The sequence below is a fragment of the Tepidiforma flava genome (assembly GCF_027594505.1).
Taxonomy (GTDB): domain Bacteria; phylum Chloroflexota; class Dehalococcoidia; order Tepidiformales; family Tepidiformaceae; genus Tepidiforma; species Tepidiforma flava.
The window spans coordinates 916270-939432 of record NZ_CP115149.1; the positions used below are offsets into that span (position 1 = coordinate 916270).

The 23163-nt window shown below is 71.2% G+C and carries 26 protein-coding genes; 13 read left to right on the forward strand and 13 right to left on the reverse strand.

Annotated elements, in window-relative coordinates:
• Nucleotides 1-24: 24 nt before the first annotated feature.
• A complete protein-coding gene (locus tag O0235_RS05520) occupies nt 25-933 on the reverse strand; it encodes a matrixin family metalloprotease (protein ID WP_270057538.1) in 909 nt (302 codons plus the stop codon).
• Nucleotides 934-1076: 143 nt separating this feature from the next.
• Between O0235_RS05520 and O0235_RS05525 the strand changes: the two genes are divergently transcribed.
• A complete protein-coding gene (locus O0235_RS05525; RefSeq protein WP_270057539.1) occupies nt 1077-1250 on the forward strand; it encodes a hypothetical protein in 174 nt (57 codons plus the stop codon).
• Between the two features lie 22 nt (nt 1251-1272).
• Entirely contained in the window at nt 1273-1890 is a 618-nt protein-coding gene (locus tag O0235_RS05530) for a TetR/AcrR family transcriptional regulator (protein ID WP_270057540.1), read from the forward strand.
• 27 nt (nt 1891-1917) lie between these two features.
• On the opposite strand, the gene O0235_RS05535 is transcribed toward O0235_RS05530, so the two are convergent.
• Both O0235_RS05535 and O0235_RS05540 read right to left on the reverse strand, forming a co-directional pair.
• A complete protein-coding gene (locus tag O0235_RS05535) occupies nt 1918-3093 on the reverse strand; it encodes a thiolase family protein (RefSeq protein ID WP_270057541.1) in 1176 nt (391 codons plus the stop codon).
• Between the two features lie 54 nt (nt 3094-3147).
• Nucleotides 3148-3594, reverse strand: a complete 447-nt coding sequence (locus O0235_RS05540) for a Fur family transcriptional regulator (RefSeq protein WP_270057542.1) — start codon at nt 3592-3594, stop codon at nt 3148-3150.
• Between the two features lie 439 nt (nt 3595-4033).
• On the opposite strand from O0235_RS05540, the gene O0235_RS05545 reads away from it, so the two are divergent.
• Nucleotides 4034-5077 (forward strand): beta-ketoacyl synthase N-terminal-like domain-containing protein, encoded by a 1044-nt coding sequence (locus O0235_RS05545; RefSeq protein ID WP_270057543.1) that lies wholly within the window; start codon nt 4034-4036, stop codon nt 5075-5077.
• Between the two features lie 55 nt (nt 5078-5132).
• Nucleotides 5133-5756: an MBL fold metallo-hydrolase gene (locus O0235_RS05550; protein WP_270057544.1), complete on the forward strand. Its 624-nt coding sequence runs from the start codon at nt 5133-5135 to the stop codon at nt 5754-5756.
• Nucleotides 5757-5763: 7 nt separating this feature from the next.
• On the opposite strand, the gene thpR is transcribed toward O0235_RS05550, so the two are convergent.
• Both thpR and O0235_RS05560 read right to left on the reverse strand, forming a co-directional pair.
• The gene (gene thpR, locus O0235_RS05555; RefSeq protein WP_270057545.1) at nt 5764-6375 is read right to left on the reverse strand and encodes an RNA 2',3'-cyclic phosphodiesterase; all 612 of its coding nucleotides are present in this window, start codon (nt 6373-6375) and stop codon (nt 5764-5766) included.
• Nucleotides 6372-7223, reverse strand: a complete 852-nt coding sequence (locus tag O0235_RS05560) for an amidohydrolase family protein (RefSeq protein ID WP_270057546.1) — start codon at nt 7221-7223, stop codon at nt 6372-6374. The genes thpR and O0235_RS05560 overlap by 4 nt, the downstream gene beginning before the upstream one ends.
• Nucleotides 7224-7410: 187 nt before the next feature.
• Between O0235_RS05560 and O0235_RS05565 the strand changes: the two genes are divergently transcribed.
• The 4 genes from O0235_RS05565 (at nt 7411) to O0235_RS05580 (ending at nt 11904) form a co-directional block, all read left to right on the forward strand.
• Nucleotides 7411-9204, forward strand: coding sequence for an ABC transporter substrate-binding protein (locus tag O0235_RS05565; protein ID WP_270057547.1), 1794 nt, complete (start codon nt 7411-7413; stop codon nt 9202-9204).
• 98 nt (nt 9205-9302) lie between these two features.
• Complete coding sequence (locus O0235_RS05570) at nt 9303-9743, forward strand: nitroreductase family deazaflavin-dependent oxidoreductase (protein ID WP_270057548.1); 441 nt, start codon at nt 9303-9305, stop codon at nt 9741-9743.
• Nucleotides 9744-9745: 2 nt separating this feature from the next.
• A complete protein-coding gene (locus O0235_RS05575; protein ID WP_270057549.1) occupies nt 9746-11113 on the forward strand; it encodes a serine hydrolase domain-containing protein in 1368 nt (455 codons plus the stop codon).
• A gap of 53 nt (nt 11114-11166) precedes the next feature.
• Nucleotides 11167-11904 (forward strand): helix-turn-helix transcriptional regulator, encoded by a 738-nt coding sequence (locus O0235_RS05580; protein WP_270057550.1) that lies wholly within the window; start codon nt 11167-11169, stop codon nt 11902-11904.
• Here the strand turns inward: O0235_RS05580 and O0235_RS05585 are convergent.
• Together O0235_RS05585 and O0235_RS05590 are read right to left on the reverse strand one after the other, a co-directional pair.
• Nucleotides 11886-12593 carry a DUF4352 domain-containing protein gene (locus O0235_RS05585; RefSeq protein ID WP_270057551.1) on the reverse strand — a complete coding sequence of 236 codons (708 nt, stop codon included), beginning with the start codon at nt 12591-12593 and terminating at the stop codon, nt 11886-11888. The two genes, O0235_RS05580 and O0235_RS05585, sit on opposite strands and share 19 nt — an antisense overlap.
• A 96-nt stretch (nt 12594-12689) precedes the next feature.
• On the reverse strand, nt 12690-13625 hold the full coding sequence (locus O0235_RS05590; RefSeq protein ID WP_270057552.1) for a CAP domain-containing protein: 936 nt from the start codon (nt 13623-13625) through the stop codon (nt 12690-12692).
• Nucleotides 13626-13969: 344 nt separating this feature from the next.
• On the opposite strand from O0235_RS05590, the gene O0235_RS05595 reads away from it, so the two are divergent.
• Nucleotides 13970-14908, forward strand: a complete 939-nt coding sequence (locus tag O0235_RS05595) for an SPFH domain-containing protein (RefSeq protein WP_270057553.1) — start codon at nt 13970-13972, stop codon at nt 14906-14908.
• Between the two features lie 18 nt (nt 14909-14926).
• On the opposite strand, the gene O0235_RS05600 is transcribed toward O0235_RS05595, so the two are convergent.
• Entirely contained in the window at nt 14927-15553 is a 627-nt protein-coding gene (locus O0235_RS05600) for a DNA-3-methyladenine glycosylase family protein (protein ID WP_270057554.1), read from the reverse strand.
• A gap of 75 nt (nt 15554-15628) precedes the next feature.
• Between O0235_RS05600 and O0235_RS05605 the strand changes: the two genes are divergently transcribed.
• On the forward strand, nt 15629-16378 hold the full coding sequence (locus O0235_RS05605) for an SDR family NAD(P)-dependent oxidoreductase (protein WP_270057555.1): 750 nt from the start codon (nt 15629-15631) through the stop codon (nt 16376-16378).
• Entirely contained in the window at nt 16375-17181 is an 807-nt protein-coding gene (locus O0235_RS05610) for an inositol monophosphatase family protein (protein WP_270057556.1), read from the forward strand. The genes O0235_RS05605 and O0235_RS05610 overlap by 4 nt, the downstream gene beginning before the upstream one ends.
• A gap of 55 nt (nt 17182-17236) precedes the next feature.
• On the opposite strand, the gene dnaK is transcribed toward O0235_RS05610, so the two are convergent.
• The 5 genes from dnaK to O0235_RS05635 form a co-directional block, all read right to left on the reverse strand.
• Nucleotides 17237-19129 carry a molecular chaperone DnaK gene (gene dnaK, locus O0235_RS05615; RefSeq protein WP_373324375.1) on the reverse strand — a complete coding sequence of 631 codons (1893 nt, stop codon included), beginning with the start codon at nt 19127-19129 and terminating at the stop codon, nt 17237-17239.
• Between the two features lie 32 nt (nt 19130-19161).
• On the reverse strand, nt 19162-19758 hold the full coding sequence (locus O0235_RS05620; RefSeq protein ID WP_270057557.1) for a nucleotide exchange factor GrpE: 597 nt from the start codon (nt 19756-19758) through the stop codon (nt 19162-19164).
• Nucleotides 19759-19791: 33 nt separating this feature from the next.
• Nucleotides 19792-20820 (reverse strand): heat-inducible transcriptional repressor HrcA, encoded by a 1029-nt coding sequence (gene hrcA, locus O0235_RS05625; protein WP_270057558.1) that lies wholly within the window; start codon nt 20818-20820, stop codon nt 19792-19794.
• A 444-nt stretch (nt 20821-21264) separates the two neighbouring features.
• Entirely contained in the window at nt 21265-21480 is a 216-nt protein-coding gene (locus tag O0235_RS05630; protein WP_270057559.1) for a hypothetical protein, read from the reverse strand.
• Nucleotides 21477-21947 (reverse strand): hypothetical protein, encoded by a 471-nt coding sequence (locus tag O0235_RS05635; RefSeq protein WP_270057560.1) that lies wholly within the window; start codon nt 21945-21947, stop codon nt 21477-21479. The genes O0235_RS05630 and O0235_RS05635 overlap by 4 nt, the downstream gene beginning before the upstream one ends.
• 292 nt (nt 21948-22239) lie before the next feature.
• Between O0235_RS05635 and O0235_RS05640 the strand changes: the two genes are divergently transcribed.
• Complete coding sequence (locus tag O0235_RS05640; RefSeq protein ID WP_270057561.1) at nt 22240-22608, forward strand: response regulator; 369 nt, start codon at nt 22240-22242, stop codon at nt 22606-22608.
• A gap of 112 nt (nt 22609-22720) precedes the next feature.
• A complete protein-coding gene (locus O0235_RS05645) occupies nt 22721-23152 on the forward strand; it encodes an Hsp20/alpha crystallin family protein (RefSeq protein WP_270057562.1) in 432 nt (143 codons plus the stop codon).
• Nucleotides 23153-23163 lie beyond the last annotated feature (11 nt).

Sequence of the window (23163 nt, forward strand, 5' to 3'; positions counted from 1 at the left end):
GGGAGTGTAGCGCCGGGGCGGCGCTCAATCGCGGGCGACGAGGGGCAGGAGGGCGCGCGGGGGGAGCGGCGCCGGGCCGGCCCGGCCGTAGAGGGCGATGAGGCCGGCGATGTCGTCCGCCTGGGGTTCGATGTGGTCGAGCGAGGCGGGGCCGCCGCACATCGCGGCGCCGGGGCAGCGGTCACTGTGACCGAGGCCGAGGGCGTGGCCGAATTCGTGCAGGGCGAGCGCGCGGAGGAGTTCGGGCGTGTACTGGAAATCGGGGCGGAAGACGATGTCGAACTCGACCAGTTCGAAGAACGGGGTGCCTTCGACCAGAGAGGGAGAGGAAACCCAGCAGGCGTAGCCGAGGTAGCCGCCCGGGATCGGCCCCCATCCGACGACGTTCTCGCCGTCGGGCGCGTAGCCGGTCGCGCCGGGGTCGCCGCGGCAGCCGGTCGGGGTGGCGGTCTCGCCCTCATAGACGAACTGGACGGGGGTGCCGCCGGCGAACCGCCAGCCGTCGGCGCCGAGGGTGACGGCTTCGAGGGCGGCCTTCGGGTCGAGGAAGGGGGTCGCCCCGGCGGGGTTGTAGCGCCAGGCGACGACGGGAACGCGCCACCGGACGCCACCCCGCTCATCGCCGAGGACGTAGGCGGCGGATGCGGCGGCTGGCTGGAGGGGAACGGCGCCGGGGTGCGCCGCGAGGACCCCGGCAGCGAGGGCCGCCGGGTCAGCGCCGGCGCCAGCGGGGGCGACGGCGGCGATGTCGAGGACGAGCGGGCCAGCCGGGCCGGGGAGGAGGAACGCAAGGCGGGTTTCGGTGAAGGCCGGCGGCGCGGCCGGGGGCGGGGGTTCGCCGGGGCCGGCGCGCACGGGCGCGGGGCCGGGCTGGCCGGCAGCGAGAGACGCAGCGAGGAGCAGGAGCGCGGCGGCGAGATATGCGAAGCGCATGCAGCGGGAGTATCGCACGGGGCGGGCCGGGGAAGCGGTGCGGGATGTTCACCGCCGGGGCGGGAGAGGCCTTGACGTCCGCGCAAAAATGAACGATTATTCATTCAGTGAATGGTCGTTCACAGTCTTTCACGGAGGGCACGATGATGCTGTACGAACTGATGGTGGCGCGGCAGCGCGAGCTGGAGGCGTTCGAGCGGGAGATTGCGCAGCGGATGACGCTGGAGCGGCTGCTGCGGGTGGAGAAGCTGGAGCGTGCGCTGAAGCGCGCCCGCGCTAAACTGCAGGTGCTCCCGGACCTGGCGAAGGCGAACTGAGCCGGCGGGAGCAGGGACACGGATGGCGAAAGTTTCGCAGGCACACCTGGAAGCGCGGCGGCGGAGCATCCTCGAAGCCGCCGCGCGGGTGTTTTCGCAAAAAGGCATCGCGGCGGCGACGATGGCCGAGATTGCGCACGAGGCAGGCATTTCGCCGGGCGCGATCTACCGCTACTTCGCGAGCAAGGAAGAGCTGGCGCGCGCGGGGATGGCGGGGCCGGCGGAGGCGGTGAAGGCCGCGTGGGAGCACCCGGAGCAGGTGGAGACGGGCTTCGCGGAGCTTTCGCGGGCGACCTTCGCGGCGCTCGAGCTGCCGGGGGCGGACCTGGACACGCGGCTGCTGTTCGAGCGGGCGCTGGTGGCGGTGCGGGACGAGGATGCGGCGCTGCTGCATGAGTTCGGCGAGGAGCTGGGGCGGATACTGCGGGGGGTGGCTTTCCTGCTGAAGCGGGACTTCGGCGAGCGGCTGGAAGGATGGGACGTGGAAGCGCTGGCGCAGGCGCTCTATTCGTTCTACTGGGGCGCGCGGTTCGTGCAGCTGATGGCGCCGGGCGCGCCCGGGCCGGTGCGGCAGCTGGAGGCGCTCCAGCGGCTCATGGAGGCGGCCTTCGGCAGGCAGCAGGAGCAGCCCGCAGGCTGAGCGGGGGCCGGCGCACGGCAGCGGCGGTCAGGGGCGTTCGAGCAGGATGGCGTCGCCCTGGCCGGTGCCGGAGCAGATGGCGGCGGCGGCGTAGCGCGCGCCGGCCTCCTGCAGCTGGTAGGCGCTGGTCAGCACGAGGCGGGCGCCGGTCGCGCCGATCGGGTGGCCCATGGCGACGGAGCCGCCCCAGCGGTTGACGCGCTCGGGGTCCCAGTGGAGTTCGCGGCCGCAGATGAGGGGCACGCAGGCGAAGGCTTCGTTGACTTCGATGATTTCGAAATCGTCGACGGCGAGGCGGGTTTTCTCGGCGAGGCGGCGGAGGGCGAGCGCCGAGGCGACGGGGTATTCGGCCGGCCGGGTGGCCGATTCGGCCCAGCCGGCGATGCGCGCGAGCGGGGCGAGCCCGTGGCGGCGGCCGGCGTCTTCGGAGCCGATGAGGAGGACGGCGGCGCCGTCGTTCGTGCCGGGCGCGTTGCCGGCGGTGATGGCGCGCGTGCCGTAGACGGTGGGGATGCGCGCGAGGCGTTCGACGGTGGAGTTCGGCCGCGGGCTTTCGTCGCGGGCGAGGGCGATGTGGTTGGGGTCGCGCCGGTTCGGCACGGGGGTGATTTCGCGCTCGAAGTGGCCGGCTTCAAAGGCGGCGCCCCAGCGCTTCTGGCTGCGGACGGACCACTCGTCCATTTCTTCGCGGGAGACTTCGCGGCGGGCGGCCATGTCGTCGGCCTGGTTGGCCATGTGGACGTCATCGAAGGCGCACCAGAGGCCGTCGTAGACCATGCCGTCGATGAGCGTCTTGTTGCCCATGCGGGCGCCCCAGCGGGTGTGGACGTCGTAGTAGGGGACGTTGGACATGGATTCCATGCCGCCGGCGAGGACGAGGTCGGCCTCGCCGAGCTGGATGAGCGAGGCGGCGAGGGTGACGGCGCGCATGCCCGAGCCGCAGACCTTGTTGACGAGGGTGGAGGGGGTGGATTCGGGGAGGCCGGCGGCGATGAGGGCCTGGCGCGAGGGGAGCTGGCCGGCGCCGGCCTGGAGGACCTGGCCGAGGATGACGTTATCGATGGCGGCCGGGTCGAGCCGGTTGCGCTGGACGAGGGTGCGGATGAGGAGCGCCGCGAGGTCGCTGGCGGAGTGGTCCTTGAGGGCGCCGCCGAATTTGCCCCACGGGGTGCGGGTCGCGTCGTAGATGAAGGCGGCAGGCATGGCGGCTCCAGCGTAGCCGCGGGCGCGGCGAAGGTACAGGATGGCGGGGGCGGCTCAGCCGGCGGGGGAGGCGGCGCAGGGGCCGCAGAGGCCGTTGACGCTGAGAGAGACGGAGCGGGGCTGGAACTGGCCGGCCGCGGCGGCGCGGCCGATGAGCGCTTCGAGGTCGGGGTCGCCGACGAGCACGTCGGAGATGCTGCCGCAGGCGGTGCAGACGAGGTTGACGTGGGGCCGGGCGACGGGGCCGTAGCGGGAGCCGTCGGGGGTTGCGAGCTTTTCGATGAGGCCGGCGGCGCCGAGCGCGGCGAGGTTGTTGTAGACGGTGGCGCGGCTGAGGGTGGGGAGCTCTTCGGAGAGCTCGCGGTAGAGGTCCTCGGCGGAGAGGTGGCGGTCGTGCGAATCCAGGACGGCGGCGAGCAGCGCCAGCCGCTGCGTGGTGGCGGCGAGGCCGCGGCTCGCGAGGAGCTCGAGGAGTTCGCTCGTGGGGCGGGAGGATTTCATCCGCTTCCCAGTTTCGCGCCGGGTGAGACGCGATTCAAGCTGACGGGCGGGACAGGGCGATGCGCACTCCGGTTTCGCACTGGTTCTCGGGCTGGAATTGCTCCGGCGGGGCGGCGGATAGTGTCAACCGGCGGGGGCCGCCTATACTTGACGCGGGCCGGTGGGCGCGTCTCCCCCGGGGAGCGGCGTGAGCAGGCCAAGGAGGTACTCCGCCATGAAGAAGGTGCTCGGGATTCTTGCGCTGCTGGGCGCCCTGGCCGGGGCGATCATGTTCTGGCGCCGCCGGCAGGAAGATGACGAATTCCTCGATGAGGAGCTGGACTAGCTGGCTGACGGGGCCGACCCAGCGGAGAACCGCCCGGTCGTCACCGGGTTCGGGCTGACCGCCGCGGCAGCGGGCGGCGGCAGCGTGTGGGAGCGGCTGCTGGCGGGAGAACCGGTGGCCGGGGAGTTCGCGCCCGGCGACGAAGGAGAGCCGCTGCCCGGCATCGGCTTCGGCGACGACTTCCGGCCGCACCCGGGCATCCCGCGGAACGTCGTGCACTTCCTGGACCGCGGCTCACTGCTGGCGCTCGATGCGGCGCTGCGCGCGCTGGAGTCGGCAGGGCTGGGCGCGGGCGCAGGCGATGCGCGGCGGTTCGGCGTCGCCGAGGGGCTGCCGCTGCGGGCGCCGGGCCAGCCGGGGATCTTCGCGCCGTACGGCCAGCTCATCGCGCGGGTGCTCGGCGTGCGGGGGCCGGTCGTCTGCGTGGCGGGCGGCGAGGCGAGCGGGCTGTCGGCAGTGGTGCAGGGGGCGCGGCTCGTGGCGCGCGGCGAGGCAGACGTCGTGATCGCGGGGGCGGCGCAGGCGCTGCAGCGGCCGCTGCTGGAGCACCTGCGGGGCATGAGCGCGAGCCGGGCGCTGCCGTTCGACCGGGAGCACGCGGGGATGGTGCCGGCTGAGGGCGCAGCATTCCTCGTCATCGAGTCGGAGGCGCATGCGCGGGGGCGCGGCGCGCGCGTGCTCGCGCGGGTCGCGGGCGCGGCAGAGGTGTTCGACCCGGCTGCCGAGCCGACGGCGCTGCCCGGCGCGAACGAAGCCGGGCGGCTGATGCAGGCGGTGCTCGCGGACGCGGGCTACCTGCAGAACCAGGTCGACCTGTTCGTTTCGTGCGCCGACGGGCGGCCGGAGGCGGACGTGGCGGACGGCTTCGGGGCGCTGCGGACGTTCGGGCGGCATGCGTACTTCGCCGACGTGACGGCGCCCGCGGGGACGCTGGGGCAGCTGCTGGCGGCGGGCGGCCCGGCGGCGGCGGCGCTGGCGCTGGAGGCGATGGCGCGGGGCGAGGTGTGGCCGGTGGCGGGGCTCGCGACGCCGATCGAGGGGCTGGAGCTGGCGTTCGTGAAGGCGGCGAAGCAGGCGAAGGTCGATTGCGCGCTGGTGACTGCGCTGGGCACGGGCGGGCTGGCGGCCGGGGTGCTGCTGACGCGGGACGGGAACTGATCAGCCGGGTTCGCCGAATCTTCCTCGTGGTGGGCGGCCGGGGTAGGATGGGGGCGTGGCGCTCGAAATCACGTTCCTCGGCCGGACCTGCTTCCGCCTGAAAGGTCGCGACGGCACGGTGCTGATGGACCCGGTGCCGCCGGATTCGGGGTTCGCCCTCGGCAAGCAGCAGGCGGAGATCGTGACCCTGAGCTGCCCGGGCGACCCGCGCTACGGCGCGCGGGAGCTGGTGAGCGGCGAGCCGATGGTGCTGGACGCGCCCGGAGAGTACGAAATCGGCGGCGTGCTGGTGACGGCGACGGCCATGAAACGGGCGGACGGCAGCCGGACGGTGAGCTTCGTGGTGGAGCTGGACGGCATCCGGGTGGGGCACCTCGGGCTGCCGGCGACGGCGAACCTCGCGGAGCTGAAGGACGTCGACGTGCTGCTGCTGCCGGTGGGCGGCGACGGCTCGCTCTCGGCGGTCGCGGCGGCGGACGTGATGACGCGCATCGAGCCGCGGGTGGCGATCCCGATGCACTACCGGGTGGGGCCGGAGACGCTCGAGCTGGACCCGCTGGAGAAGTTCCTGAAGGAGACCGGGACGAAGCCGGAGCCGCAGCCGAAGCTGCAGCTGACGCGGAGCGGGCTGCCGGCGGACCTGACGGTGGTGGTGCTCGAGCCGCGGCTGGTCGGCTGAGGCGGGTTCAGACGGGCTGCTGGACGACGCGGAGCGGGAAGCTCGCGACGGTTTCGTAGCTTGCGCCGGCGGGTGAGAGGCGGCTGCGCATCAGCGAGACCTGGGCGGTGCGCCAGCTGACCTGCGGAATCTCGGTCTTGCCAACGGCGACTTCGATCTCGGCGCGCTGGCGGGTGGAGACGTCGTCGCGGACGCGGCCGAGGGTGAGGTGCGGGCGGAAGGGGCGGCGCTCCGGTTCGAAGCCGACGACGCCGAGCGCGGCGTTCACGGAGCGGACGAGGGCTTCGAGGCGGAGGACATCGCCGGCGACGCCGATCCACATGAGGCGCAGGCCTTCGCGGCCGCCGAAGGTGCCGATGGTCGAGAATTCGAGCTCGAAGGGCGAGTGGCCGACGACCGCTTCCTGGATGGCGAGCTTGACGTGGGGGAGTTTGCGGGCGGGGACTTCGCCGAGGAATTTGAGGGTGATGTGGACGCCTTCGGGGCGGACCCAGCGGACGGCGTTGCCGGAGCGGGAGCGGAGGTCATCGATGACGGTGCGGATGGCGTCCTTGACGTCGTCCGGGACTTCGCAGGCGACGAAGAGCCGGACGTGTTCCTGTTGGGAGGCTTCGCTCATGGTGCGGCGGTTCCAAAGAAGAGGGATAGCGCATTCCCGCCGCACACCCGGTCCACGGCATCGGGCGGGAGTTCCGCGGCGATGCGCTTGAGCTGGCGCCCCGGGGCGAGCAACGGGAAATCGGAGCCGAAGAGCACGCGCTCCGCGCCGGCGAGGGCGACGAGGCGCGCGACGCTGCCTTCATCATACAGCAATGACACGGCAGCGGTATCGAAATAGATATTTCCGATAGCCTGCCGAACTTCGGGCATTTGCAGGTAGAAGGAGATGCCGCCGCCGAGGTGGGCGGCGACCATGCGGGCGGCGGGGACGCGGGCGGCGAGTTCGATGAGCTCGGCAGGGGCGATGCCGCCGCGCTTGCCGGGGTAGGCGTGGCCGACGGGTTCGGAGACGTGCCAGAGGAGGACGGCGCCCGCCTCGGCGGCGAGGTGCGCGAGGCGGAGGCTCTCGGGGCCGAGCGGGTCCCAGCCCTGGTTGCCGGGGCGGAGCTCGCCGAAGCCGCGGGCGCCGGCGGCGAGCCAGCGGGCAGCGTCGCGCTCCCAGCCGGGCGCGGCCGGGTTGAGGCAGGGGAGGGGGGCGATGACCCCGGGGGCCTCGGCCGCGGCGGCGAGCAGGTACTCGGCCTGCTCGGCGAGGCGGGCCGGCGACTGGAAGGCGAAGCCGGCGGCGACGGCGCGGTCGATGCCGGCGCGGGCAAGCGCGGCGCGGAGGGCGGGGGCATCGGCGAGCTTCGCCGCAGGGTCGACGTACATCTCCGCGAAGGTGGGGTCGGTGGCGGCGAGGTCGGCCCGCCGGGCGGCCTGAGCCGGGGGGAAGAGGTGGGTGTGGGCATCGACGAAGCCGCGCACGGGGGGATGGTAGCAGGCGCGGGGGCAGCAGCCGGGGAAGGTGCGCTGGCGAAGTATTCGACGCTGTCGAACGATGCATTGACACGGGCTGAGCGCGGCGTCAGGATTCCGGCATCTTTGCGCATGGCCTATACGACGCATCAACAGCGTCGATGGCTAAACAGGCGCGTTGCAAGGGGGTTTTGCATTGTCGGAGTACTGGGACAGGTTCTGGAGGGATCGGCGCAGCCGGCGGCGGTTCCTCGGGGCAGCGACGGGCGCAGCTGCCGGTGCCGCGGGGCTGGCGCTCGTGGGCTGCGGCGACGATGACGACGACGATGGCGGCGCGACGCCGACCGCGGGCGGGGCCACCGCCACGAGCGGCCCGGCAGCGACGCCGACACCGAGCGACCCATACGCGAACGCGAAGCGGGGCGGCATCCTGAAGGTGGATTCGACGGGCGACCCGCCCTCGATCGACCCGTACGGCAACCTGTCGTTCCTGACGAAGGGCTTCGCGGCCTACGTCTACAGCCGGCTCTTCCGGTACAACACGGGCATCGGCGTGAAGCAGGCGGACCTGCGGCCGGTGGGCGACCTCGCGCAGTCGGCGGAGGCGAGCCCGGACGGCCTGACGTGGACGGTGAAGCTGAAGCCGAACATCAAGTTCCACAACGTCGCGCCGGTGAACGGGCGGGCGATCACCACCGAGGACGTGATGTTCTCGTGGGGGAAGATGACGGCCGAGACGTCGGCGAACCGCTCGCAGGTGGCGTTCGTCGACAAGGTGGAGACGCCGGACGCCTCGACGGTGGTCTTCAAGCTGAAGGAGCCGAACGCGGCGTTCCTGGACGTGTTCGCCGATGCGAACCTGTTCTGGGTGATGCCGAAGGAGGCCGCGGGCGGGAGCGGCGGCTTCGACCCGACGAAGGTGGCGATTGGCTCGGGGCCGTGGGTGCTGCAGAGCTACACGCCGTCGGTCGGCTTCAAGTTCGCGAAGAACCCGAACTGGCACTTCAGCGGCTTCCCGCTGATGGACGGGGTGGAGATCGCGATCATCCCCGAGTACGCGAACCGGCTGGCGCAGTTCCAGGCGGGCAACACGGACATCTCCGGGCTGAACTCGGAAGACCTCGTGAACGTGAAGAACGCGCTGCCGAAGGTGCAGCTCTACGGCGAGGTCTCGCAGCTGCTGTCGTTCTTCTACATGGATTCGAACCCGGATTCGCCGTGGAACAAGGACCCGCGGGTGCGGCAGGCGATTTCGATGAGCACGGACCGGGCGGCGCTGCTGGACCTGGCGTACAACGTGAAGAAGCTGAAGGAGGCAGGGCTCGCCGTCTCGGAGCGGTGGAACAACCTGATCCCGGCAGGGCTGGAGCGGTTCTGGCTGGACCCGCTCTCGAGCGCGCAGGGGGAGACCTCGAAGTACTTCAAGTACGACCCGGCGGAGGCGAAGAAGCTGCTGGCGGCGGCCGGCTACCCGGACGGCTTCAGCACGGTGTACCAGTACACCGCGAACCGGTACGGGTCGGCCTTCAACACGGTGGCGGAGGCGAACATCCAGTACCTGAACGCCATCGGCATCAAGACGACGACGGACGTGCAGGACTACTCGTCGAAGTACATCACGCAGACGTTCACGGGGAACTTCACGGGGATTGCGTTCGGCTACGAGACGCCGTTCCCGGAGGCGGGCGCCTACCCGATCCGGTTCTTCACGGACAACCCGCTGAACCACAGCAAGATCAAGGACCCGGAGCTGGAGCAGCTCGCGAAGCAGCAGCAGCGCGAGCTCGACCCGGCGAAGCGGAAAGAGCTGTTCTTCGAGATCCAGCGGAAGAACGCCGCGAAGATGTGGTACATCCCGCAGAACCAGGGCGCCGGGACAGCCTGGACCGGCTACCAGGAGTGGGTGAAGAACATCGGCGTTCAGACGGTGCCGGGCTCCTACGGCGCACCGACCGAGGAGCTCCCCTACTTTTGGCTCGATAAGGCCTGACCCATCAGACCTTATTGAGAACCCCCCTGCTGGGGCCCCCGTTCCGCTATCGAGGGAGCGGAGCGGGGGCCTCGCACCATCCGGTACGATGGCAGGCCATGGCGCGGATGTTTCGGATGAACGCGGGTCGGCGCATCGCCAATGCGGCGGTGCGGGCCGGGCTTGCGCTCGGCGTCGGCGAGCGGAACACGCGGCTCCTCGTCGTGCGGGGGCGGAAGAGCGGCACGCCGATGTCGACGCCCGTGACGCTGGTCGTCGACGGGGAGCGGCGGTGGCTGGTTTCGCCGTACGGCGAACGCGCCTGGGTGAAGAACCTGCGGGCTGCCGGCGAGTGCGAGCTGCGGCGGGGGCGGCGGACGGAGCGGGTGCGGGCGCGGGAAGTGAGCGCGGATGAGGCGGGCCCGGTGCTGAAGCGGTACGCCGAGCGGGTGGCGATTACGCGGCCGTATTTCGATGCGAAGCCCACGGACCCGGTCCAGCGGTTCATCGAGGAGGCGGACCGCCACCCGGTGTTCGAACTCACGCCGGCGGGCGGCTGACGGTGGAGGTCCGCGCGCTGCCGGGCGAGCTGCTCGATGCGGCGGAGGCGGAGTGCCGGCGGCTGCAGGTGCCGGGCGCGGCCATCGGCGTGCTGTTCGAAGGGACCGCCTATGCCGGCGGCGTCGGCGTGACGAACGTCGACCATCCGCTGCCGGTGACGGCGGAGACGCTCTTCCAGGTGGGCTCGACGACGAAGACGTTCACGGCGGCGGCGGTGATGCAGCTGGTCGAGATGGGGCTCGTGGAGCTCGACGCGCCGGTCCGCCGCTACCTGCCATGGTTCGCGCTCGCCTCGGAGGCGGACGCCGAACGGGTGACCGTGCGCGACCTGCTGACGCACCACGGGGGCTTCGCGGGCGACTACTTCAAGGACACCGGGCGGGGCGACGACGCGCTGGAGCGGATCGTGCGGAAGATGGCGCGGAGCCCGCAGCTGGTGCCGGCGGGCAGCCACTTTTCGTACTGCAACTCGGGGTTCTACGTGCTCGGGCTGATCGCGGCGGAGCTGAGCGGCCGGACGTATGAGCAGGCGGTGCGGGAGCGGCTGCTGGAGCCGCTGGGGATGGGGATGAGCTTCTTCTTCCCGGAGGAGTGCATGGTGCACCGGTTCGCGGCGGGGCACGTGGTGACGTCGGAAGGGCCGCGGCCGGCGCGGCCGTGGGCGACGGCGCGGAGCATCGCGCCGGGGGGCGGCCTGGTCTCGACGGTGCTGGACCAGCTGCGGTGGGCGGCGTTCCACCTCGGCGAGCTGGAGGCGCGGGAGGTGCTTTCGCCCGGGACGGTCGCGTTCATGCGGCAGCCGCAGCGGCCAGCGGGGAGCATGTGCGCGGAGATCGGCATCAGCTGGATGCTCGACGACGCGGGCGGCGGCGAACGGCTCGTGAAGCATGGCGGCGCGACGAACGGGCAGCTCTCGGCCTTCGAGCTGGTGCCGGTGCGCCGGTTCGCGGTGACGGTGCTGACGAACGCGGACACGGGCCGGGAGGCGCGGCAGACGATTGCGGACCGGTGCCAGGAGTATTTCCTGGGCTTCGGAAAACCGGGGCTGCCGCCGGCCGCTGCCGGCGATCCGGCAGAAGCGGCCGAGCTTGCCGGGCGGTACGAGGCGACGCTGGCGGTGCTGGAGGTGGCGGCCGCCCCGGGCGGCGGGCTCACCATCCGCGACCGGGCGCCGGAGCGGATGCTGGCGGAGCGGGAGCACCGGCCGCTGCCGGCGCCGCCGGCCCGGCTCGCGCGGGTGGCGCGCGACCGGTGGGTGGTGGCGGATGGGCCGCGGCGCGGCGAGCGGGTGGAGTTCCTGCGCGACGACGCCGGCCGGGCCGCCTGGCTGCGGTGGGACGGGCGGCTGGCGCGCCGCTCCGGCCATTGAAGCCTGGCGAACTGGATCTGTTCGCGCCGGCGGGAAGGGAGCAGGATAGGGGGATGCAGCGGACGGAGCGGCTCTTCCAGGTGATCCAGCTGTTGCGGCAACACCCGGTGCTGACGGCGGCTGAGATCGGACAGGCGCTCGGGGTCTCGGCGCGGACGGTGTACCGGGACATCCAGCAGCTGGCGCGGAGCGGCGTGCCGGTCGCGGGCGAAGCGGGCGTGGGGTACACGCTGCGGCCGGGGCTGGAGCTGCCGCCGCTGACGTTCACGGCTGAGGAGGTGGCAGCGCTGGCGCTGGGGAGCCGGCTGGTGCAGGCGTGGGCCGACGCGCCGGCGGCGAAGGCCGCTGCGGCGGCGCTCCAGCGGATCGAGTCGGCGCTGCCGCCGGAGCTGCGGGAGCGGCTCGTCGAGACGCCGGTGTACACGCCGGTGCGCGGACCCGGCGAGCGGTTCGCGGCGCGCCTGAGCGAGCTTCGCGAGGCGATCGACGGGCGCCGCTACCTCACCCTGCGGTACACCGACAGCGCCGGGGCGGCGACGGCGCGGCGGGTACGGCCGCTCGGGCTGTTCTTCTGGGGGTGGTCGTGGACGCTGCTGGCCTGGTGCGAGCTGCGGAACGATTTCCGCGAGTTTCGGCTGGACCGCATCGCTGCGGCCGAAGTGGAGGCTGAGCGGTTTCCGCGGGAGCCCGGACGGGAGATCGACGACTTCCTCCGCAGGGTCTTCCCCGCGGAGGAAGCCGGGATGGAGCGCGCGACGGGCGTCGAGGCGGCTCAGGGGGCCTCGAAGTAAAGGTCGCCCTTCAGGAAGGTGTTGGGGTCGGCGCGGAGCCATTTCACGCCTGCGCCCTCCGGGACCTGGAAGTAGATCCAGCCCTGTTTCTTGCCGCCCGGGGTGAGGTCGGCATAAAAGGGTTCGAGGTCCGGCATATCGACGACGGGACCCATGACGTCCTGGGCGTGCTCGTTGTCGTTGGTGTCGCGGAGCTTCCAGGTGAGGGAGCTGATTTCGCGGGTGCCGATGTTCTCGTGGATGACTTCGAAGCCGACCCAGCGCATGCCGGCTTTGGGCTGGCTGAACTGGTTGGTGGAGACGACCGGGTCCATGATGCGGACGATGGTGACGCGGGACTTTCGGGCCTCGTTGCCTTCGGGGGCGATTTCGCCGACGGCGCCCTCGGCGAGGGTGACGCGGACGTCGGCGCTCTTCGAGGCGGAGGACGACGAGCCGCCCGAACCGCTGTCGCTCCCGCCGCCGGCCGCTGCGGCGATGACCATGATGACGATGAAGACGCCGATGAGCGCGCCGCAGCCGATGCCGACCTTCTTGAGGAAGCCGCCGCCGGATTTCTCGGCCGGGAGCTGGACCTGGCCTGAGATGATGGCCTGGCGCCGGGCGGCGTATTCCTCGTCGGTGACGAGGCCGCGGGCGCGGAGCTGGTCGAGTTCCTGGAGCAGCTTTTCGGTTGGAGATTTGGCCATAAGTGAACCCCGCCGGTGGAATCAGGGGCGATTCTCGGCGGGGTTCGCGTCAGGTCGTGTCGGGATGTCGCGACAGTTGCGCGAAATTTGCGGCGGTCAGGGGAGCGACAGGGTGACAGGACTGGCGGCGACGAGCCAGTAGCGGACGCCGGGCTGGATGTGGGTGATGGTGTTGAGCCGGGGATGGAGGCGCGGGCTCCACCGCAGCCAGCGGCCGGCGGCGGCATCGTAGGCGTAGACGCCGCGGAGGGCCGTGCCGGCGGATGCGAAGAGCTGGTCGACCGGCGCGGGGCTGCCGCTCCAGGTGAACGTGGTGACGCCGGCCGGGAACGTGACGGTGTGCGACTGGGCCTGCGCCTGCCCGCCGGCGGGCGCAGGGGGCTGCGCGGGCCGAGTCGGCGCGGCGGTCGGCGGGACGGCGGTCGGCGTGGCGGTCGGCGCGGGCCGGGTGGGCGCCGGGGTGGGCGGGACGGGCGTGGGCGTCGCCGCCGGCGCGGGCGGCTGCGCGGCCGGGCGGCCGTAGCCGAAGGTGAGCGTCCAGTAGACGCCGAACTTGCTGCCGGGAGCGGTGTGGCGGGCGACGCCGACGAGGGTGAAGTCCTTGCCGAGCATGATGGCGTTGTGGCCGGGCGAGCCCTTCCACGCCTGGAGGACGGCCGCCGGGCTGGCGAGCGGGGTGCCGGCGGCGAGGTTCTCGCCGCCGGGGCTGGCGGCGCCGCAATCGGGCATCCGTTTCCATGGCGAGCGGCCGAGCGAGTCGGTGTGGTCGAGCCCGGCGCGGCCGGCGAGGTCGATGCTCATCCAGGCGGCAGCGCGGCTGAGGGCGGTATCGACCGCGACCGGCTGGAGCCCGTTCTGGGCGCGGTAGTCGTTGAGGAGCTGGATGAAGGCCTGCTCATCGGCGTCGAGGGCGACGGCCGAGTCCGGGACGTCGCAGTTCGTGAGCGCGGCAGCGCTGCGGTGCGCCCCGGCGAGCGGCAGGGCGGCAGCGGCCGTGATGACGGCGGCAAGCGTGAGCGCGCGAAGCAGCATGGGGATTCCTCCGGCCTGTGGTTCGCAGGGCACATCGGTCCGGGGGCGCAAAAGGTGTCAGAAAAGTGCTGGTTTTTCGGTCGCCGGTTCGTCGTTCCGGTGCTCGCCGGGGCCGGGCAGGCTGCCGGGGGCGAGGGCTGGTCTCCTCCTCAGGGCGCCACCGGGTTCACCGTAGCCCGGCGGCGCAGGAGAAACGACCGGGATTTTCCCGATTCTTCGTAAACGCTTCGCAAAACGTGCGGGGCGGGCCGGCGGGCGCGGCCGCCGCCGGGGGGGACGCGCGGCGCGTATACTGGGCCGCAATCAAGGGTCTTTCGTGGCCCGTTCGAGCGAGGAGGGAAGCCATGGCCGGGCTGATCGTGCTGGGCGTCGCGGGCGTCATCGTGCTGGTGCTGCTGTTCGGGTCGCTGTTCACGGTGGAGCAGCAGACGGCGGCGATCGTGGAGCGGTTCGGGAAGTTCCGGCGGGTGGCGCGGCCCGGCCTGAACGTGAAAATCCCGCTGATCGAGCGGGTCGCAGGCCGGGTGAACCTGCGCGTGCAGCAGCTGGACGTGAGCGTGGAGACGAAGACGCTGGACAACGTGTTCGTCCACACCATCGTGGCGGTGCAGTACATGGTGATCCCGGACCGCGTGTACGACGCGTTCTACCGGCTGGACCAGCCGACGGTGCAGATCACGGCGTACGTGTTCGACACGGTGCGGGCGCGGGTGCCGAAGATGGAGCTGGACGATGTGTTCGAGCGGAAGGACGAGATCGCGATCGCGGTGAAGAACGAGCTTTCGGGGGAGATGAACGAGTTCGGCTTCCAGATCGTGCAGGCGCTGGTGACGGACATCGACCCGGACAAGAAGGTGAAGGAGTCGATGAACGAGATCAACGCGGCGAAGCGGCTGCGCGAGGCGGCGCAGGAGCGGGGCGAGGCGGACAAGATCCTGAAAGTGAAGGCGGCCGAGGCGGAGGCGGAGAGCAAGGCGCTGCAGGGGCAGGGCATCGCGAACCAGCGGCGGGCGATCATCGACGGGCTGCGGGACTCGGTGGACCAGTTCCAGCAGAGCATTGCGGGGGTGACGCCGGAGGCGATCATGCAGCTGGTGCTCATGACGCAGCACTACGACACGGTGAAGGAGATTGGCGCGGCCTCGCGGGCGAACACGATCTTCGTGCCGTATTCGCCGGCGGGGATGTCGGACTTCTATTCGCAGATTCGCGATGCGCTGATCGCGGCGAACGCGGCGACGACGCAGGCGGACGTCGATCGGCCGGACCGCAGCGGGATGTAGCGGCGGAGCGGCCGGCGGTCAGCCGGCGGGGAGGGCGGTGTCTTCGCCGCGCCAGAGGTAGAGGCAGGCGGCGCTGGCGAACGGGCGCCACGGCGCGCCGATGGCGCGCACCTCGGCGGGCTTCGGCATGCCCGGGAGGCCGTACCGGCGCATGATGGCGCGGTTGATGCCGAGGTCGTTGACGGGGAGGACGTCCGGGCGCTGGAGCTGGAAGATGAGGAACATCTCGGCGGTCCAGCGGCCGATGCCGCGGACCCGCTGGAGATGCGCGATGACCTCCTCATCGGGCCAGCGGTGGAGGTTGGCGTCGTCGAGTTCGCCGCTGGCGAAGTGCCCGGCGAGGCTGAGGATGGAAGCGATCTTCTGGCGGGAGAGGCCGGCGGCGCGGAGGGTCTCGGGCGGCGTCGCGAGGACGTCGGCGGGCGCGGGGAAACCATCGCTGCCGTAGAGGGCGCGGAACCGTTCGAAGATGGCGCCGGCGGCGCGGCCGGAGAGCTGCTGGTAGACGATCGAGCGGCAGAGCGCTTCGAAATGGCCGGGCCGGGGCGGCCGCGGTTCGAGCGGGCCGACCGATTCGATGAGCGCAGCCATCACGGGGTCGGCGGCGGCGAGGTGGGCGTCGGCGCGTTCGAGGTCGAGGGCCACGCGCCGATGGTACGCGAGGCGGGCGCGAGCGCGCCGCGGGTGATCGGTTCGCGGCCGGCGCGGAGAATGAGGCGCATGGAACGGTTTTCGCTCGAAGGGAAGACAGCGCTGATTACCGGGGGTTCGCGCGGCATCGGGTACGGCATCGCGCGGGCGTTCATCGAGGCGGGGGCGCGGGTCGTCATCGCGGCGCGGAGCGAGGGGCCGCTGCAGGAGGCGGCGGCTTCGCTCGGGGTGAACTGCATCGGGCTGCGCTGCGACGTGGGCGACCCGGAGGACGTGGCGGCGCTCATCGAGCGGGCCTGGGCGCTCGGGCCGCTCGACGTGCTGGTGAACAACGCGGGCATCAGCCCGTACTACAAGCGGGTCGAGGCGGTGAGCGTGGCGGAGTTCGACCAGGTGATGCAGGTGAACCTGCGGGGCGCGTATTTCGCCAGCGTAGAGGCCGCGAAGCGGATGTTCGCGGCCGGGCGCGGGGGCTGCATCATCAACGTGAGCTCGGTGGCGGGCATCGTGCCGCTGGAGCGGCAGGGGGTGTATGCGGCGGCGAAGGCGGGGCTCCACCAGCTGACGAAGGTGATGGCGCTGGAGTGGGCGGACCGGGGCGTCCGCGTGAACGCGATTGCGCCGGGCTGGGTGGAGACGGACCTCGTGGACGAGCTGTTCGCGAGCCGGCACGGGGAGCGGCTGCGGGCGGATATCCCGATGGGGCGGCTGGCGACGCCGGACGACGTGGCGGGGGCGGCGGTCTGGCTGGCGAGCGAGGCGGCGAGCTACGTGACCGGCAGCATCGTGGTGATCGACGGCGGGCGGCAGCTCCGGTGAGCGCGGACCCGCTGGCGCAGGAGCTGCTGGCGCTGGCCGAGGCGGCGGCCCGGGAGGCGGGCGCGCTCATCGCGCGGTACGCGGCGGAAGGGTTCGCCATCGGGACGAAATCGACGGCGACGGACATGGTGACGGAGGCGGACCGGGCGGCGGAGCGGCTGCTCATCGAGCGGCTGCTCGGGGCGCGGCCGGGCGACGGCTTCGTCGGCGAGGAGGGTGCGCGGGAGGCCGGCAGCTCGGGCGTGCGGTGGGTGGTGGACCCGCTGGATGGGACGACGAATTTCATCTACGGCATCCCGGCATACGCGGTCTCGATTGCGGCGGAGCGGGAGGGGCAGGTGGTGGCCGGGGTGGTGCACGACGTCGCGCACGGGCTGACGTACAGCGCGGCGCTGGGGGGCGGGGCGGCCTGCAACGGGAGGCCGATCCGCGCGCGGGAGGGCGCGGCGCTGGCGACGGCGCTGCTGGCGACGGGGTTCGCCTACGACCCGGCGCGGCGGGCGGCGCAGGCGGCGATGACGGCGCGCATCCTGCCGCGGGTGCGGGATATCCGGCGGATGGGCTCGGCCGCGCTGGACCTGGCGCATGTCGCGTGCGGGATGCTGGACGGCTACTACGAGTACCGGCTGAACCCGTGGGACATCGCGGCGGGCGGGCTCATCGCGCGGGAGGCGGGGGCGGTGACGGGCGGCTTCGGCGGTTACGGGTTCGAGGACGGCTACGTGGTGGCGGCGGCGCCGGGGCTCTTCGGCGCGCTGGCGGAGCTGGTCGACCGGTCGTACCGGGAGACGGCCGGGACGTGAGGAGGGGGCCGGCGATGCCGGCCCCCTTGCGGCGCGCTGGGCGGGCGCGGGCCGGTTAGACCTCGCGGAACTCGCCCTCGACGGTGCCTTCCTCGGCGGGTCCGGAAGCGGCGCCATCGGCGGCGGCGCCGGCTGCCCCGGCGCCGGCAGCGCCGTAGACGGCCTCGCCGATCTTCTGGAGGGAGGCGGAGAGGGCGTCCATGGCGGAGCGCATGCGGGCGACGTCATCGGCCTCCATGGCTTCGCGGACGGCCTTGACCTTCTCCTCGACCTCGGTCTTGAGGTGGGCCGGGATCTTGTCGGCGTTGTCGCGGAGGGTCTTTTCGGCCTGGTAGGCCATGGAGTCGGCAGTGTTCTTCACCTCGATGGCTTCGCGCTTGCGGCGGTCCTCTTCGGCGTAGAGCTCGGCCTCGCGCTGCATCCGCTCGATCTCCTCCTTGGTGAGGCCGGAGGAGGGCTGGATGGTGATCTTCTGCTCGCGGCCGGTGCCCTTGTCGCGGGCGGAGACGCTGACGATGCCGTTGGCGTCGATGTCGAAGGTGACTTCGATCTGGGGGACGCCGCGGGGCGCGGGGAGGATGCCATCGAGGATGAAGCGGCCGAGGGACTTGTTGTCGGCGGCCATCGGCCGTTCGCCCTGGAGGACGTGGATTTCGACGCTCGGCTGGTTATCGGCGGCGGTGGAGAAGACCTGGCTCTTGGCGGTCGGGATGGTGGTGTTGCGCGGGATGATCGGGGTCATCACGCCGCCGAGGGTCTCGATGCCGAGGGTGAGCGGGGTGACGTCGAGGAGGAGGACGTCCTTGACTTCGCCCTTGAGGACGCCGGCCTGGACGGCGGCGCCGATGGCGACGACCTCATCGGGGTTGACGCCCTTGTGGGGCTCTTTGCCGAAGAAGTCGGCGACGAGCTTCTGGACGGCGGGCATGCGGGTCTGGCCGCCGACGAGGACGACTTCGTCGATATCGGAGGCCTTCTTGCCGGCGTCGGCGAGGGCCTTCTTGACGGGCTCGAGGGTGCTCTGGAGCAGGTCGTGGACCAGCTGTTCGAGCTTGGCCCGGGTGAGGGTGATGTTGAGGTGCTTCGGCCCGCTGGCGTCGGCGGTGATGAAGGGGAGGTTGATCTCCGTCTGCTGGGCGGAGGAGAGCTCGATCTTGGCTTTTTCGGCCTCGGCCTTCAGCCGCTGGAGGGCCTGGCGGTCCTGGCGGAGGTCGATGCCTTCCTGCTTTTTGAACTCGTCGATGAGCCAGTCGATGATGCGCTGATCGAAGTCGTCGCCGCCGAGGTGGGTGTCGCCGTTGGTGGAGAGGACCTGGAAGGTGCCGTCGCCGATTTCGAGGATGGAGATATCGAAGGTGCCGCCGCCGAGGTCGTAGACGGCGATGAGTTCGTCCTTCTTCTTATCGAGGCCGTAGGCGAGGGAGGCGGCGGTGGGCTCGTTGATGATGCGCAGGACTTCGAGGCCGGCGATCTTGCCGGCGTCCTTGGTGGCCTGCCGCTGGGCGTCGTTGAAGTAGGCGGGGACGGTGATGACGGCTTCGGTGACGGGCTCGCCGAGGTAGGCCTCCGCATCGGCCTTGAGTTTCTGGAGGATCATGGCGCTGATCTCGGGCGGGCTGTAGGTGCGGCCGCCGAGCGTGACCTGGCAGTCGCCATTGGGGGCTGCGGAGACTTTGTAGGGGACGAGCTTGAGGTCGCGCTGGACTTCAGGGTCGCTGTATTTGCGGCCCATGAAGCGCTTGATGCTGAAGATGGTGTTTTCGGGGTTGGTGATGGCCTGCCGCTTGGCGACCTGGCCGACGAGGCGCTCGCCGCTCTTGGTGATGGCGACGACGGACGGCGTGGTGCGAGCGCCTTCGGCGTTGGGGATGACGACGGGTTCGCCGCCTTCCATGATGGCCATGCAGCTGTTGGTGGTGCCGAGGTCGATGCCGAGGACTTTACCCATGTGATGTGTGCTCCTGGTTGGGTGTGAGGTGGTTAGCTGCCGGGGGTGCCGGCCTGGTCGGTGGTGCGGCTGCCATCGCCGACGATGACCATGGCAGGGCGGAGGACTTTGCCGCCGAGGTTGTAGCCCTTCTGGACGACGTGGAGGACGCGGCCTTCGGGGCCGGCCTGGCGGGCGACGGCTTCGTGGCAGGCGGGGTCGAATTCGGCGCCTTCAGCGGGGATTTCGCTGAGGCCCATGGATTCGAGGAGCCGCCAGAATTTCTGGTGGATGTTGATGATGCCCTGGACCCAGTTGAGCCCGGCGAGGTGGGAATCGACGGACGCGACGGCCCGCTCGAGGTCGTCGAAAACGGGCAGGAGGTTGATGACGAGGGCGGCGTTGGCGAGCCGCTGGGCCTCGCTGCGCTCCTGTTCGACGCGGCGCTTGTAGTTGGCGAAGTCGGCGGCGGTGCGCTGCCAGCTGCGGTAGTAGGATTCGGCTTTTTCGCGCTCGGCCTGGAGTTCGCTGGCCGGGTCGGCGGGCGGGTCCGCGCGCTCGCCGTCGAGGGCGCCGGGATTGGCGGTCCGCTCATCGGGGTCGGCGGTGGGGTTGGGTTCGACGGTGCGGTCGTCACCGGGTTCGCTCATGGTGCCTCCTGGGATGGGGTGGTGCGGGGGAGGTCAATCGCCCCCGCCGTAGAATTCGCGGATGAGTTCGGTGAGGACGTCGCTCACGTAGCGGACGTGGGCGACGGCGTCGCTGTAGTGCATGCGGGTGGGGCCGAGGAGGCCGACGATGCCGGCGGCGCCGCCGGGCGGGCCGTAACGGGCGAGGACGAAGGACATTTCCTGGTAGGGGCCTTCGCGGTTCTCGTCGCCGATGACGATGGCGACGGAGGCGTCTTCGACGGCCTCGGCGGGGATGGCGTCGCGGAGGCGGCGCTCGTCGACAGCTTCGAGGGCATCGAGGAGCCGGTCGGCTTTTTCGAATTCGGGCTGGCGAAGGAGGTCGCGGACGCCTTCGACGACCGGTTCTTCGACGCGGGCGGCCTGTTCGCGGAGGAGGAGGTCGCCGAGGGCGGCGAGGACGGCGGCTTCGACGGCGCCGAGGGGTTCGATGGTCTCGGCTTTGGGGAATTCGGCGACGCTCTTGCCGCCGAGTTCGGTGTTGAGGCGGAGGGCCAGGCGGGAGAGATACTCCTGCGAGGCGGCGATGGGGAAATCGAGGATGCGCTGATGAACGCCGCCGTCGGAGGTGACGACGACGAGGAGGGCGCGGGTTTCGGTGAGCTCGACGAGCTGGAGCTGCTTGAGGCGGACCTCGGCGACGCGGGGCTGGGTGACGAGCGCCATGTTGTGGAGGCTGTTGGCGAGGACGGAGGCAGCGAGGCCGACCCACTCTTCGAGGTCGCGCGAGGCCTGGTGGAACTGGTGGAGGATGGTGAACTGCTCCTGCGGGGTGAGGGAGCGCTCGGGCATGAGGGAGGAGACGTAGTAGCGGTAGCCGCGGTGGGAGGGGATGCGGCCCGCGGAGGTGTGAGGGTGGGTGATCATGCCCTCGTCTTCGAGGGCGGCCATTTCGTTGCGGACAGTGGCGGGGGAGAGGGGCAGGCGGTGGCGTTCGACGAGGGCCTGCGAGCCGACAGGCTGCGCCGAGCCGACGAAGTCGTCGACGATGAGGGCGAGGATGCGGGCCCGGCGCTCTGACAATGGCATTATCAACCTCTCGCTGCCATGTTAGCACTCCTGAGATTGGAGTGCTAACAGCCGTGGAGAAAGTGTACCACGGGGGAGGAGGGAGAAGGGAGTTGGGAGTTGGGAGGTGGGAGGTGGGAGGTGGGAGTGGGGAGCTGGGAGGTGGGAGGGAGCGTACGGGTGCCCGGGATGCCCTCAACCTCGACTTCCAACCTCCAACCTCCGACCTCCAACCTTCCGCCGTAGTCGCGGGGCTCCGTCCCCGCGGGGCGCCATGCGCCCAACGGGTCGAGCGGGAGACGGGACCCGGGAGCTGGGAGTTGGGAGGTGGGAGTTGGGAGGTGGGAGGTGGGAGGTGGGAGGTGGGAGGTGGGAGGGAGCGTACGCCTGCCTGGGATGCCCTCCACCTCCAACCTGCAACCTCGAACCGGGGGCGGGGACGGGCGGGGAGGCCGGTGCTCAGCGGCGGCGGTGCTTCGTCTTTTCGTCGAAGCGCTGCCAGCCTTCGTCCATGGCCTCGCGGGCGGCCTGGCGGCCGGCTTCGAGCATATCGCGGGCGGTATCGCCGATGCCGAGGACGATGGCGCGCGCCCAGGCGATGAGCGGGTGCTCCTCGCGCTCCGGGGGTTCGGGGGCGAGGGGTTCGGGGCCGGGAGCCGTGTCTTCCGGGTTCATTTCTTCTTCTTGCCGTGGCGCCGGCCGCGGATGCGGTCGGGGAGGCTGGTGACGGCGGCGAGGCCGCTGCGGACGCCGCGGGCGACGGCGTAGACGCGGATGATGGGGCTGGCGACGGTTTCGCCGGCAAACTCGGCGGTGCCGCGGATGTTATCGAGCGACTGGCGGAGGGAATCGAGCGCCGGGGCAGCGTTCTCGCGGACGACTTTGCGGACGGCGAAGACGAGAGCGATGAGGGCGGCCATGAAGACGACGGCGAGGATGCCGGCGAGGACCCAGAAGAGCCCGAGGAGGACGATGACGATGTCGCGCCATTCGCTCCAGGAGTCGGGAGCGGCCCAGGAATCCGGGACGGCGCGGTCGGGAATGATGTTCGCGCCGAAATAGCCATCGGCGATGGCGCCGACGACGAGGTAGACGAGGAAGAGGAGGATCGCGGCGAAAACGACGGTCACGATGAAGCGCATGCCGGGCACCTCCGAGCGTAGGGCCGATGATAGGTGCGAACTGCGGCCTGAGCAAAGCGCTTCCCTCCCGGTGAACTGCAGGTGAGAATCTGGTGAATTCACGACAGCTTATGTATCAGCGGCAGTCCCTATCAGGGGAATCCCGAATGCCGAACCGGTGCCGGCTGGCGGAGAATCGGGTGGAAAGGACGCGCGGTACGGCGCGAGATGGGGACGCGTGCACCGGAATTTCGAAGCAACCGCAGTGGCCAGGCCCGGGAGGGTCGGCGAGCGGCCGGAGGAGCAGGGGCCATTGGCGGCGACAATCCTCGTAGTCGATGACGACGACCCGGTGCGGGTGATGCTCGCGCGGCTGTTGCGGACGCACGGGTACACGGTGCTGCAAGCGGCCCACGCGAACGAAGCGCGGGCGGTCCTGGCGAGCCAGCCGGTCGACCTCGTGGTCTCGGATATCGTGATGCCGGGCGAATCGGGCATCGAGCTGCGGCGCGCGATGCTGGAGCAGTTCCCGGAGCTGCCGTTCATCCTCATCAGCGGCTACAGCGCGGAGGGGCCGGCGGAGTTCGCGGCCCGGACGCCGCACACGGTGTTCGTGCAGAAGCCGTTCGCGGCAGAGCAGTTCCTCGCGCTGGTGGAGGCGACGCTGGCGGCGGGCCGGTAGCGGGCCGGCCGGGGGCCGTTCGCACCTTCGCAACTGCACCGATCGGTTATTGACGCGATAACGGCACGCGGGGCAGACTCCGGGCGATTCCATTCGACCGGAGGCTGGTCCCATGGCAAACGTCGTACGCTGGAACCCGTTCGAGGAGATGTGGAGCCTCGTGCCGCGCGACTGGCTGGCGCGGCTGGGGCTGCCGGGCGAGACGGAGTGGAGCCCCCGCTGCGATGTGACGGAGCGGGACGACGCGATCGTCGTGCAGGCGGAGCTCCCGGGCGTCGCGCCGGGCGACATGGAGGTGACCGTCGAGGACGGGGTGCTGACGCTGCGGGGCGAGAAGCGCTCGGAGCGGAAGGAAGAGGAGAAGGGCCGCACCTACAGCGAGCGGTTCTTCGGCTCGTTCGAACGGCGGATCGCGATCCCGGAGACGGTGGACGCCGAGCGGATTTCGGCGTCGATGAAGGACGGCGTGCTCGAAGTCGTGCTGCCGAAGCGGGAGCCGGAGCCGAAGGCGCCGGCGCGGAAGATCGACATCAAGGCCGGCTGAGGCCGGCCGGA